Source organism: Veillonella sp. 27098_8_77 (genome assembly GCF_041431535.1).
Classification (GTDB): domain Bacteria; phylum Bacillota; class Negativicutes; order Veillonellales; family Veillonellaceae; genus Veillonella.
On the sequence record NZ_JAPVXW010000023.1, the window covers coordinates 1 to 13,356 of the forward strand.

General features: G+C 36.8%; 15 protein-coding genes. 11 read left to right on the forward strand and 4 right to left on the reverse strand.

All coding sequences use genetic code 11. The annotated features are described in order from the left end of the window. Positions 1-66 precede the first annotated feature (66 nt). The 5 genes from O3617_RS09400 to O3617_RS09420 all read left to right on the forward strand — a co-directional run bounded on the left by O3617_RS09400 (position 67) and on the right by O3617_RS09420 (position 3,164). A complete protein-coding gene (locus tag O3617_RS09400; protein ID WP_371449720.1) occupies positions 67-1,110 on the forward strand; it encodes a hypothetical protein in 1,044 nt (347 codons plus the stop codon). 117 nt (positions 1,111-1,227) lie between these two features. Further along, positions 1,228-1,476: a hypothetical protein gene (locus O3617_RS09405; protein WP_156931399.1), complete on the forward strand. Its 249-nt coding sequence runs from the start codon at positions 1,228-1,230 to the stop codon at positions 1,474-1,476. Positions 1,477-1,541: 65 nt separating this feature from the next. After that, the gene (locus O3617_RS09410; RefSeq protein WP_371449721.1) at positions 1,542-2,030 is read left to right on the forward strand and encodes a hypothetical protein; all 489 of its coding nucleotides are present in this window, start codon (positions 1,542-1,544) and stop codon (positions 2,028-2,030) included. A 205-nt stretch (positions 2,031-2,235) separates the two neighbouring features. After that, entirely contained in the window at positions 2,236-2,565 is a 330-nt protein-coding gene (locus tag O3617_RS09415; protein ID WP_371449722.1) for a hypothetical protein, read from the forward strand. Positions 2,566-2,567: 2 nt separating this feature from the next. After that, positions 2,568-3,164, forward strand: coding sequence for a hypothetical protein (locus O3617_RS09420; RefSeq protein WP_371449724.1), 597 nt, complete (start codon positions 2,568-2,570; stop codon positions 3,162-3,164). A gap of 91 nt (positions 3,165-3,255) precedes the next feature. Here O3617_RS09420 and O3617_RS09425 read toward each other — a convergent pair whose 3' ends face one another. Next, positions 3,256-3,519 (reverse strand): hypothetical protein, encoded by a 264-nt coding sequence (locus tag O3617_RS09425; RefSeq protein WP_371449725.1) that lies wholly within the window; start codon positions 3,517-3,519, stop codon positions 3,256-3,258. A 52-nt stretch (positions 3,520-3,571) separates the two neighbouring features. Between O3617_RS09425 and O3617_RS09430 the strand changes: the two genes are divergently transcribed. From O3617_RS09430 to O3617_RS09440, 3 genes are all read left to right on the forward strand, one after another. After that, a complete protein-coding gene (locus O3617_RS09430) occupies positions 3,572-4,564 on the forward strand; it encodes an AEC family transporter (protein WP_371449726.1) in 993 nt (330 codons plus the stop codon). Between the two features lie 188 nt (positions 4,565-4,752). Then, the gene (locus O3617_RS09435; protein ID WP_371449728.1) at positions 4,753-5,040 is read left to right on the forward strand and encodes a hypothetical protein; all 288 of its coding nucleotides are present in this window, start codon (positions 4,753-4,755) and stop codon (positions 5,038-5,040) included. Next, entirely contained in the window at positions 5,030-5,398 is a 369-nt protein-coding gene (locus O3617_RS09440) for a nucleotidyl transferase AbiEii/AbiGii toxin family protein (protein WP_371449730.1), read from the forward strand. The genes O3617_RS09435 and O3617_RS09440 overlap by 11 nt, the downstream gene beginning before the upstream one ends. A gap of 203 nt (positions 5,399-5,601) precedes the next feature. On the opposite strand, the gene O3617_RS09445 is transcribed toward O3617_RS09440, so the two are convergent. Beyond that, a complete protein-coding gene (locus O3617_RS09445) occupies positions 5,602-6,261 on the reverse strand; it encodes an HAD family hydrolase (protein WP_371449732.1) in 660 nt (219 codons plus the stop codon). A gap of 196 nt (positions 6,262-6,457) precedes the next feature. On the opposite strand from O3617_RS09445, the gene O3617_RS09450 reads away from it, so the two are divergent. Further along, entirely contained in the window at positions 6,458-8,689 is a 2,232-nt protein-coding gene (locus O3617_RS09450) for a YadA-like family protein (RefSeq protein ID WP_371449733.1), read from the forward strand. Positions 8,690-8,771: 82 nt separating this feature from the next. Then, positions 8,772-9,614 (forward strand): hypothetical protein, encoded by an 843-nt coding sequence (locus O3617_RS09455; RefSeq protein WP_371449735.1) that lies wholly within the window; start codon positions 8,772-8,774, stop codon positions 9,612-9,614. 98 nt (positions 9,615-9,712) lie between these two features. Here the strand turns inward: O3617_RS09455 and O3617_RS09460 are convergent, their stop codons facing one another. Further along, entirely contained in the window at positions 9,713-11,020 is a 1,308-nt protein-coding gene (locus O3617_RS09460; RefSeq protein ID WP_371449736.1) for an APC family permease, read from the reverse strand. Next, entirely contained in the window at positions 11,020-11,754 is a 735-nt protein-coding gene (locus tag O3617_RS09465) for a gamma-glutamyl-gamma-aminobutyrate hydrolase family protein (protein WP_371449738.1), read from the reverse strand. Before O3617_RS09465 ends, O3617_RS09460 begins: the two co-directional genes overlap by 1 nt. 222 nt (positions 11,755-11,976) lie before the next feature. On the opposite strand from O3617_RS09465, the gene O3617_RS09470 reads away from it, so the two are divergent. Beyond that, the gene (locus O3617_RS09470) at positions 11,977-13,305 is read left to right on the forward strand and encodes a hypothetical protein (protein ID WP_371449740.1); all 1,329 of its coding nucleotides are present in this window, start codon (positions 11,977-11,979) and stop codon (positions 13,303-13,305) included. Positions 13,306-13,356: the final 51 nt, after the last annotated feature.

Below are 13,356 nucleotides of genomic sequence, written 5' to 3' on the forward strand. Positions count from 1 at the left end.
TTTTTATGGGGCGTTTAATACACATATAAAAAGGTATACTGATTATAGAGAAGGAGGAATATTCATATGAAAAATATTGAAAGAACTCAAACGAATATTTTAAAAATGATTAATCGGTATGTAGGTAAGAAGTACATTTATATTTTACCCCTTGTATATCATGATTATGAGGGCTACAGGAATGGTAATGATTGGGAAAATAGAGTTGCTCAAGTATTAACGTCTTGTAATATTCCTTGTTTTGTAACATATGCGAATTATCAAAGTACAACAGAGGCGCCTTTTGGAGAGCGAAAATATGAAAAGTCACCAACGTTTATATTTTTCTGTGAATCGTGGCAAAGTGAAGAGTTAAATTGTGTTATTCGCACTATTTCTACAAGGATTGAACAACAACATTATATTACTATTGATTTAGAAAAAAACGTAAGAACTGTTGAGTTATTTAAAAATCGTGGTGTTGTGGAGCCTTGTGAAGTAAAAGAACTTGGTAAATGGTCTATGAAAAGGTATTATAGTTATTTTGAACAGATACATGTTGTTAAATATCAATTGGTAGATTTTGATATTAATCCTAGACATCTTCCCGATAACTTTATAAAGTTAGATCATCATGAACTATTAAATTGTATAGATGAGTCTATTAAAGAGTTTCTTAGTTTAGATCTTCTTGATAAAAATTTATCTCTAGAAAACTATCTATCTAAAGCCGGATTAGTTAATTATAAAGTTATCTATGAATCAAAAATGCCAGAAGACAATCGGTTATTGGAGGCATATAGAGTTATAGATATAAAGGAAATACCTAAAGAGTTAAGATTGCAATATGCTATTAAATTAGTAGAAAAATTTCCTTTAGATGCATGTTTGTTTGAGGTGGAAGATAACTCATATATTTCTATTATATGTAAAAATGATGGATTCTATTATCTTCAGTTTAATTATGAGTTTTCTGGATATAAAACTGATGAGGCATATGGACGTAAGCAAAAGAGTTTAATTGAGTATTATCTACATTCAACCTTTAATTTATGGCCTACAATGAAATATTCTATAAAGTACAGAAGTGATTATCTAAGTATAATTGAACGTAATAATGTTGTTTATTGATGGCAATATTTATAATAATTACTGCATAAGTTCCTATCTGTAAATGATACTCTAAGAATGTACAAAAATGATGATATAAAAATATATATTTCGATTACATGTTTGAAAGGGGCAAATATGAAACAAGAAGAATTAGAAAATAGAATAGATAATGCATTGGAGTTAGATGATCTATTAAGTTTACCACGTGGTTTTCATATAGCAGAAAATGTCTTTGGTCAAGAGATGTATATATGGAGAGAAACCGTTGGTGAAGGTTATAGTTTAATGTTTAGAACACACAATAAAAATGAACTTTACATAGAGGATTTTAATGAAGATGGCCAATTGATTAATTGCAGATATGAAGAAGTTGAATTGGATTAACTCTATATGTTACGCTTAATAAGTAATTATGTGTTTATATGTTTGGGGGATTAGGAGTAAATAGCATGTCTACATGGTCCGGTATACGACATAAATTAGAAACAGAATATTTAGCACCTAGCTTGCGAGGCCATATTCAATATTTTGCTACCTCGTATAGCAAATCGCCTGATCATGAGGGCAGGGCTGCTATACGATATAATGGTAAGGAAATTATAAAGGGCAATTATTGGAATCAATATGTGAAAGCGCATCTATTTCCTAAAGATGATACATATGAACAGAGAATGCATGAAGGATTTCCGTTCATAGACAATACAGCATTAGAATTAGGCGTATTTGATCAACGTTGTTTTTATCAGGCTTTTGATGAATTTGATAACCAAAGTATTGATAAAAGCCTATCTAGTGACAATCTAATTGTACGTATCTTTGCTGTTTTAGATAGACGTGTAGGAAAACGTAAACTCATTTCTATGAGAAACTTCATGGAGGAGCAACCTCCTGTATTTCAAGAATTTTATGCTACTCGTATGCACCACGAAGGTTTGTAAACAAAACACGGAAGGAAATTGTGCAATTCCCTTCCGTGTTTAAATATGATATAATTTATACCAAAGTGAGGCATAAATGGTTTGGACGCCAGACTTCGCTTCTAAAGTTAAAAATCGAAGAAACGGTCTGACTTCTCTGTCGGGCCTTTTTTCATGCCACGATTAGAAAGCTAGCTTTTAGCTAGAGGTTAAGTGGGAGAGTCCTATGTTGTATTTAGTCATTGCCGTCATCATCATTGCACTTATTGCAAAATCTAGATCATCGAACAATCAAACAGATAGTGATGCGGATATAGAGAAACAGAATCGCATATTAGACGAAGTTAATCGTACATACGGAAATATTGAAGCGTATGAACCACAATTAGAACCTTCAGATATAGAAGGGATATACTTTAATGAGTTCCGTGAATATGTTGATGCACAGGGGCATGTGTTGACTCCAGCAGAGATTGATGAAATCCGGTATAAAGATGATTATAGAGAGGATATTGAACAGGATTTTCCACATCATCGTAAATCATGGAGGACGTAGAGATGAAACGAATAATATGTGCCATCAGCCTTGGTGTATTGCTAGCGACGCCAGTGCTTTCACAAGCAATTGATACAACACCAATGATACGTGTTACGAATGAACATAATGGCCAAAATGATGCTGCACTAGATACTTTCACAGAAACAAAATTCTTTGGACCTTATCAATTCCGCGTATTAAAGGATGCTATTGAAACGAAAGGCGAAACAAAGGATATTGATGGTAGGGTGTTTAGAACATCTGATGGGGTATTTATGCATGTTAAGGCAAGATCTATTGATGGTAATAGTATGTCCTTAGATAATGAGATTAAAAATCTTGTTAAAGAGAGAACGATTCCTGAACCTACTGCAAAGATGGTATTGCCCATTAAGGATAGTGTAATAGAGGTTAATAATGATGGTGTGCGCAGTTTACTAGCTGAATTTATGTATGGTTGGCCATTACATAATAGGACGGATATGGTATTAATTACCGATTATGAAGGAACGCGTTACTATTATAAATTACAGTTTTATAGAGATAGATTGCCAAATGGTGTACGCATTGAGCAACTTCGACAAATGATTATGGATGCGCAATTTAGCTATAAATAAATTAAAGGTGCATATGTAATGAAAAAAGGTCTATATATTACAGCTCAGTAATATATAGACCTTTAACTTGTATTATCTAGTTTTCAATTAATTATAGGATGCTTTTACCCATAGGGAATACAGTTTTACCAAATATCTTGTTTACAAGTACTGCACCAGAACCGTAGAAACCCAAGAGGGAGATGAATAATTCAGACCATGCTGCAAGGGCGAAAAAGCCTGTTTTGCCACCTAAGAATAGGTCGGTTGCAAGACCGAAGAATAGGAAGCAGATTAATAGCATAATAGCGAATACAACCTTTTTTGTTTTTAAAGCAGCGATGGTGCCAAAGATAGAGAAGATTAAGAAGCCCACATTCAAGTCCTTTATTTGTGATATACTACATATAAAGTATGTAGGAGGTTATATGGTTTTTCTTACTTCATTACAAAGCATCATGCCTATCGTCTTGCTCATATCTCTTGGATATTTCTTAAAAGGGCGGGGCATGTTTAATGATACATTTAGCTCGAACCTATCGCGTCTCATCATGTCCGTCATTTTGCCGGTCGGCGTATTTATGTCCGTGCTTCACAATGTGCAAACATCGGATTTGTGGGACTTGCGGTATGGACTACTCGTCGTGATGATGACCTATGTAGTATCGTACATCATCGCTTTCATTATGATGAAAATCGTACACGTACCACGGGGACGGCGCGGTATATTTATTAACATGGTGGTCAACGACAATTGTCTATTCATCGGATTGCCTGTGCAAATTGCACTGTTTGGACAAGATGCGCTGCCGTTTTTCTTGCTCTATTACATCGGCAACACCATATCCGTGTGGATGTTTGGCGTATTCCTCATTGAGGCCGATCCGTTGCCTACGAATGGTGCTAGCCATGGTGAAAGCTTCCGCACCTTGGTACGCAAGTTTTCTTGGAAAAAACTATTGCCACCGCCATTGTTGGGCTTTTTCTTGGCCTTAGTATTTCTATATGCTCAGATTCCTTTGCCGACGGTATTGCATAATACGTTAAACTATATAGGGAATATGGTAACACCATTATCTTTGCTATACATTGGTATCGTATTACATGATGCAGGCCTTAAAAGCATGCGTTTAAACAAAGACTCCATCGGTGGTATTATTGGACGTTTCGCCGTGGCACCATTTATCATGTTCTGCGTTATCTATGTTACAAAATACCTCATGGGCATTACATTGGATCCTGTTGCGGTCATCACATTCATCGTCCAATCCGCAGGTCCGGTTATCGCCGTATTGCCAATCGTAGCGAATGAAGCAGGTTCTGATTTGCCATTTGCCACAGGACTCGTGACCATTAGCTCCGTATTGTTCGTATTCGTTATACCAGTTATTATGGAAATATTAACACTGTTTGGGATGTAAAGTTTAATTATTACCACATTATAAGAAGATTTTATTTTTATAATGTGGTATTTTTATTTGAATTTTAAACGTATGTTAGTTTGATGTATAATGGAATAAATAAGGAGTAACAGTTGACCTATAATATTTAAAGAAGCTATTATTAAATCAATAGGGATATATTATTAAATTAGAAAAGAGGTGATTTCATGGTGTTTGTTCCAAAGATAACAGTATCCGAATTTGTAGAGCGTGAAATTAGTATTCGTTATAAACGTTTACCTATAGTTAATTTTGTTAATTTAATAAAATCAGGTGTAGAATTAGGAAAATTTGAGCGATATGTGATTGAATTTTTTAGAGAGGTAAAACCAGAAAATAGACGTAAATTTATGGTAGAACAAAATATTACACCATTCGAAATGGAACAATTATATAACAAAGTAAAGCATATCCCGGCTGTTAGTACTGTAGAAGGATCGATTTATGGAGAGTGAACGAATTCGTACAGAATTGCTTTTGGAAAAAGCCATTAAAATCTTAGAGTATGCTAATATCGATAATAGCCAATGGTCCATGGGTGGTGGAACTATTTTAATGCTTAACTATCACCATCGTTTAAGTAAGGACGTAGACATATTTGTTTCGAACACACAATATTTTAATGGACTATCTCCAAAGTTAAACGATGTAGCCGAAGATGCTGATTTTTATCAAGAAGGAGAACGTTTTATTTCTTTATCTTATCCAGAAGGAAAAATTGATTTTGTAAAGGCATTTCAAGTAAGCGATTATTTACCAGTTTTAAAGCATGTGTTTAATCAGAATATACTGGTAGATGATATCAACGGGTAGGACCAGGATTCTCTTTTTCTGAAGATTATGGTTTAGATTTAGTATTAGATATACCATTAGGGCTTAAGGGCCGAGAGGTAGATGTTTGTATAGATTTATGTAATGAGGTTCGTAAATCTTTAGTTTAATTAGATATAATATCATTAATTTTATAAGAAAACGACTAGTACCCTATACATATGTATAGGGCACTAGTCGTTTTCTTATGCATTAAGCTCTTCGATAATCGTTACGATATCTTTTGCCTTTCGGGCAATGTGTTTGACGCCTAAATCTTTATGCAATTGTTCGTCTCTAAAGCCCCATGTAACGCCGATACAAAGTAGCCTTGAGTTTTTGGCTGTCGCCACATCTACTTCAGAGTCTCCGATATAGATGGATTCGTCTTGGGTCGAACCTAATTCTTTTAATGCTTGTAATACCATATCTGGTGCTGGTTTACGCTGTAATCCAGGGCGTTCACCAATGGCTATAGGTAAACGGTCTCCAAAGTATTCCTTGTTTAGTGGTGTAATACCTTCTTGAATTTTGTTGGATACAATGGCGAGTTTATAGCCCTTAGCACGTAATGTGTCTAATACATCGAGCATACCAGGATATGGGGCTGTGTAATCTTGTAGATGTTTACCATAGTATGTTTTAAATTCGTCGAGATAGGTGTTGAAATCAGCTTCTGAAATGGATGCTGGTAGCGATTGCCGCATCAAATGTGCAACGCCGTTACCAAGAGCTGCTTTCACCTCGGAATCCGACCGTTCTGGTAAATCATGAGTGCGTAATACATAATTCACCGCATTGCGTAAATCTGTTAACGTGTCTAGCAATGTGCCGTCACAATCGAATACAATAGTTGTATATTTCATAGGGACCTCCAATTTTAAAATTTATATAGAATATATTATAGCTTAAAATATAAGTTGAGTAAATTAAATAGTATTCTATTTATTAATATTGTTGACAAATATATTTTTTAGATATAGTGTTAATATAGATAATTATATAAATTATGTTTATCTTTTTGTTTTTTGTAATGGAGTGGGACAGAGTATGAAAAAGAAAATGAATAAACAGTGTAAGGTTAGCGCTTTGTTAACCGCTGTTTTGGTAACGAGTACTTGTAGTTGTTTATGGGGGAGCTCTGTATATGGAGAAACTCCAATTACCGATGCGAATGGCAATACGTATCTGGCTAGTGATAATACTAATATTACTGGTAAAAGTAATTCAGTTCCAAGTGGTAAAAATGCTACTATTGTGGGGGATAATAATACAATTACAAAGACATTCCCTAGAGACAATGGCTCTCTTGTAAATGCCGTTGGTAATGAAGATGTACGGATAGTGGGGTCTAATAATACAGTTCAAGGTAGCCGGAGACAACATGTGATTGGTGATAATAACCAAATCATCGCTCGTGATGCTGGGACGGTTACTGATTATGGACATCCATCTGGTCGTGAGCCGAATGCATCAGATTTGACAATTGGTAGAGGAAATTTTATACGTGGTACTGACACATATCGAAATGAGTGGGATTCCTTAACTGTTATCGGTAATAACAACAAAGCCGAGTACAGCACAGAATCTGCAGGTGGCCCTTCAGCAGGTATTGTCATTGGGGATAATCAAAATATTGATACAATAGGTGAGTCTGTTGTGATTGGTAGTATGTCGCCTGCGGAGCAAGCCCAAAAATCAGATCAAGATCCAAGCGATAAAAAATATACGGTTAGTGGGTATAGTACGATTATTGGATATCATACATCTAACACTTCAGGCGGTAGTGTAGTGGTGGGCAACCATTCAAAATCGGGGCAAATATTACAAACTATCACTGGTCATGGAACTACAATTGAAGGCGGGAATGATCTAAGTAAACCATCGGGTTTGTACTCTTCCTCTTATGGGGCTCTAAATACTCTTGAAAGTACTGCTACTGATACGGAGGAAGCTGATAATGTTGCTAACTCTGTAACAGGTAGTTTAAACCGAACAGCTGGAACTACTGGTACCATGATTGTTGGTTCTGGTAACGTAGTGACCAATTCTAAAGCCCCAATGATAAATAATCCTGCATTAGGTACAACCATTGGTGATTTCTCTCTTATGACTATAGGTATAGTCGGGAGCGATAAACTCAGAGCTAAAACAGATACTACAGTAGAAGATGGTCGACATTACATGAAAGAGTATATGGCTTTGAATGCTGGTGCAGTATCCATTATAGGTAGTAGCAATACAGCTGATTATGCTATTCGCTCTCAAATTTCAGGTACTAATAATGTCTTAAAAGGGCAAGAGAATAATTTAAGTACTTTCAATACTGTCAGTGGATATGGTAATGAAGGTACGAATATTAGTCGATCTACTATTGTTGGTACTAGAAACAACCTTAAAAATGGTGAGGATAACGTAGTGATTGGGGATTTCCATAACTTTGATGGTGGAAAGCATAATGTTGTACTTGGCTCCATGGCAGCTGAGGAGCGAGATGTAACAAAATCATTTACAAATATATTTGATAGTACTACATCTACCTATACAGTGAAGGAATTAGTTGCTACTCGTCGCAATACAGCAAATGTTGAAAATGCTGTAATGCTTGGGTACAATACGGACGTTACTCGAAATGGTGGTGTAGCATTAGGGAGTGAATCGATTGCTTCTGTAGATAAAGGGATTGCTGGTTATGACCCTACTACAAAAGCTGCTTCTACTGATGGTTCTCCAACTTGGAAATCTACGGCAGCCGCTATTTCTGTTGGTGATTCCACAGGAACAACTGTTCTTACACGACAAATTACAAATGTTGCAGCTGGTTCAGAAGATACTGATGCTGTCAATGTAGCACAGTTAAAACGAATTACAGCAGATTCCACATCTACTATTAATAATCAATTGACTCAAGTTAATAATCGTATTGATGCTGTAGATGGTCGTGTTAAACGTGTAGGTGCCGGTGCGGCAGCATTGGCAGCGTTGCATCCGCAAGATTTTGACCCTAATGATCATTGGACTTTTGCTGCTGGCTATGGTAATTATCGTGGCTCTAGTGCTATGGCTCTTGGTGCATTTTATCGTCCTAATAATAAGGCTTTATATTCGGTTGGTGCTAGTCTAGGTGGTGGAGAGAACCTCTTTAATATGGGCGTTAGCCTCAAATTTGGTAAGAGTGAACCTTATGCAGATTACTCTAAAGCCGAACTGGTTAAGGTTATCAATGACCAAAATGAAAAAATGAATTCTATGCAAGAGCAAATTGATAGAATGATGGCTAAATTGAATTTATAATATAGTTTTTTACGCTTATGTACAGCCAACTATGTTACAATAATGTAATATGGTTGGCTGTTGTTTTATAAAGAGGTAAGTTATGACTGAAATACAAGTTCTTTTATTATTGAAAGCGTCCCTAGAATCTGCAAATCTTCATGGTGTTGAAGCCATGCTCGACGATGATTGCGAATATGTTTCTACGGGCCGAGGCATCATTGCTCGTAATAAACGTGAAAGCTTAGAATTCTTAACGGCCATGGTTGATTCCATCCAATCGGACCATGTACCTGTTATCTGTCGCATTATGCATATTACAGAGGTATACGAAGAAGGCGCTCTATTTCATGAAGGCCGCCATGGTTTGACCGTAGCCTATGAAGAGGGCGACCAATACGCGTATATGTTGTTTGTTGATATCAATGAGGATGGCCGTATTGACCGCATCGTTTCTAGCCAAGAAAATTATGAGTTTGAATACGACGATCTTCGTTTATCCTTAGATGAAACACCATATCGCTTCCCAATTGTACCGCACACTGTGAAAGACTGGATTGCGGCCCTCAGCATATGGCTTGAAACTGATAATTTTGATATCGATGATTTCTACCAATTCATCGATGAAGATACAAAGGTAGTGTTTCAAAAAGGCGATGCAGAATCTATTACACTAGAAAATGGCCTCGATGTGGAGGATTACTTTGATCAACTCATGAATCAACACTTTGCAGCCGTACCACACATCATTCGTGATGAAGAGGATAATCTTATTTTAGTTTATGGCCCGATGAGCCTCATTGTGAGCCTTAATGAACAAGGCGCATTAGCCGTTATTAGCATATACATTGATACGAGAGACGAAGAAGAATCCATTGATGAATATGGTTATATCGAAGAAGATTTGACCGAATCTGTTGAGGAAGAACCTTTTACAGACTATTAATCCCTGCATTATCTGTGCCCATAAAAATTAGAACAGGCCTGTTCTAATTTTAAAGAGGCAGGAGCGAGCTCCTGCCTCTTTTGTGTACAAATATGTAATTAGATATCTTCTTTTTCTCGGATTAGACCAGCTTTTTTCTTGCGCCAGTACCAAATGTAGAGCGGAAGGATGACGATACAGCCGCCTAGGCCCCAAAGTAATTGGTTGGTTTGGGCTTGGCCTAGCATCCAAAGGGATGTAGCAATGGCGATAACTGGAACGGTGTAACCACCTGGGATTGTGTAGGACCGTTCTTTATCTGCCCATTTACGACGGAATATGATAACTGCTAAACATGTTGGTAGGTATTGTGTAAAACGGGATACCGCACTAATAGCAGCAAGGGTTGTAAATGAACCAGACCAGGCAAGTAACACGCTTGCAATAGCTGTGACAATTGCTGCTACATATGGCGCATTATAACGATTGCGTTTAGCTAAGGCACTAGGTAACATACCATCTTCTGCCATGGATGTTGCAATACGAGGTGCGTAATAGGCTTCGGCAAAATTAATACCGCCCATAGAGATTAATGTTCCCGCCAATACAATGTACATGCCAATTGGGCCTACAATTACGTTGAAAGCATCTTGTACCGGTGCTTTTGTGTTAGCAAGGTCTGTACCTAGAACGCCGATGGATACGGCAAGTATTGCCATGTATAGGACGGATACGAGAAGCATACACATGATAATGGCACGAGGTAAATTCTTTTTAGGATTCTTCATATCCTCTGCGGCAATAGCGATAACCTCAAATCCTGTATACGCAAAGAAGAGAAGAACGGCTGCTTGAGCAAAGGAGCCATCTACATAGGTATCGTTTGGGAATACAGGTGTAAAGTTAGCGCCATTAATAAAGAATATACCGATAGTTATAAATAGGGCGAGAGGTACTAATTTAGAGATTGTAATCAAGTTATTAACAAACTTAGATACGTTAACACCAAATATATTTACGATTGTTAAGCCTACGATTAATATAAAGGAAATAACATCCTTTGCAAAATCGCCACTTAAGGCTGGAACTGCTGCACCTAGTGCTGTAGCAAAGCCAACGGCCATAGCGGCCCAAGCAATAACTGTTACAATCCATTTAAGGACGCCTACTTCAAATCCCCAAAAGTCACCTAATGCATGTTTAGCATATAGATAAGGGCCACCATTACGTGTGAAAAGACTAGCTGCCTCTGCAAAGCATAAGGCAATACATCCTGCAATGACTGCATCAAATAGAAGGACGCCTAAACTGGCAGAACCAATAATGGCATAGGCCTTATTCGGTAATAGGAAAATCCCCGTGCCAACGATACCGTTGATACCGAGGAGTACAATACTCCAAAATCCAAATTTACTTTTCTTATCCATTAGTTGGCCTCCTTAGTAGCATCTACGAATGCTTTAAATAATGCTTTTGCGTGAAGATCTTTTACATGCATCATCTCTGGATGGAATTGAGTAGCTATAAACCAAGGACGACTTGTATCTTCTAATGCCTCTACCGTACCGTCCTTAGCACGGCCTGTAACAACTAGGCTTTCACCAATATTACGGCATGTTTGATGGTGGTGAGAATTTGTAATCCATGTGGTTGTGCCGATGATTTTGGCTAATTTAGAATCAGGTTCAATTTCTACTGTATGCGTAGGTAATGCAGGTGTTTGATTTTGACTGTGCTTAATCGTGCAATTTTCATCATATGGCAAATCTTGGTACAAGGAACCACCACGATAGACATTTACGATTTGGCAACCGCGGCAGATGGCGAATACAGGAATATTTCGCGCCTCCGCTGCAGCTAGTAAGGCAAAATCGAATTGATCGCGCTCAGGGAACACATCGCCGATGCCTCGCAATGGTTCTTCGCCATAATTGAGCGGATACACATCATGACCACCTGTAAGTAGTAGACCATCAACAATATCGATGGTTTCCTTTGCTTGCTCTAAATTTTCCGTGAAAGGAATAATAATAGGAATACCGCCTGCTTCTTCGATGGAGCGGACATAATCTTGATTTACATAAGAACGGATTAAATCGACATAAGCGCCGCTGTTATCGCGTAGCGTATTGCCGGAGATTCCGATTAATGGTTTTTTCATACTATCACCTCAATGTGTAAAATACTGTACATCAAGTACAGTATAATTATAATTCATTTTCCTAAAATATACTATAACATATTATGCAAGTAGGAATTGCGTTTGCGTAAAAAAGATTTAATATTTGATAATTCTAAAATAAATTTATAGAAAATTGATAAAAAATTAATATTTAGGTATAATAAGTCTTAGATTGTAGAATATAAATTGAGGAGAGAATGTATGAACTGGAAACGTGTAATAGCATTAGGTTTATTGGGGCTGACATTTGGTATGGGCCAATGCTATGCCATCGATGTTAATATTCCTGGCGCCAATGCATCTATACCTGCTGATAAATATCAGAATTATCGTGTAGATACGGCAGATACAAAAATATTGGAATCCAAAATTGTTAAAAAAGTTACGGAAGATAATCAAAATAAACCTGGTTATGATATGTCTAAGTTACCAACGGATGTTCATAATACAACAGAATTGAACCATGCTATCAAGTATTCTAGTACGGTATTTATTTTGAGAGATCACGGAGCAGATATTAAGTTTACTATGCCTTATCCTAGTATCATGGGAATCGCATATGAAAGTGCTGGCCCACATAAGGAAGTGACGCGTTATGGCGGTGCGTTAGGTTTTGATGGTGAAATGAGTTATGAATTACGTCCTCAGCCAAAGGGCGATACATGGGAAAATTCGGGTATTCCTTATAAGCAACTAACTGCAGATCAGTTAAAGTCATTGTTAGAAAATAAAAAAATGACTCTACATAAAAATAATTATAGTATTCTTGGTGCAGGGCTATTTACTTACCCGACAGTAGAAAAAGGGACATGGGATATAGCCTCTTACGATTCAAAAAATATTAGAGGCACTATTAATTTTACAATGCCAAATCAGCCGACTATTTCCTATCATCTCGTATATGCGATGCCAAAAAACAAAATACAGAAACTTAACCAAGAAACAATCATTCGAGATACAATGTCACCATTAGCTAATATAGTATTGCCTTCTGTCAAGGCTGCTAGTGATATCATGCCATATACATCCGAAGTACATAAAGGCCCATTTGCGTTTAGAGTATTGAAGGACAGCAAATTAGTAAAGTCCAAATCTTTCGAAGATGGGGTAACTATAGATTTCTATAAATCGGGTAAGATACGAGAAAGCATTATTGTGAGCCCTCTATCAAAGTATGATGATGTAAAAAAACAAAATATTCTTTATAATTATTTGTTAGCTTTTATTGGTTCACCTAAATTATCTCAGGGTAAACCAGCGCAATATGCTACTGTTTGGAATGATACGCTACCAGGGGCTTATTTTGAGATTAAAGGGGACAAATACAGTTTATTTGTTATGACCGTATATGATGATACGCATCGCTATACTTACTATATGTCAAAACCACATGATGTACACGTTAGTAATTATAAATTAAGAGATATTGTACAATATGTGACATACAAAAATACAAAAGATGGATACCAAAAAATGAAACTTGGATTAGGTATGCCTAGTCGTGCATTTTCAAATAATCGTGTGCATTAATAAAAAGAGGCTGTAATAGAATGCGGTTTTACCGCATTCTAGTTGCAGCCC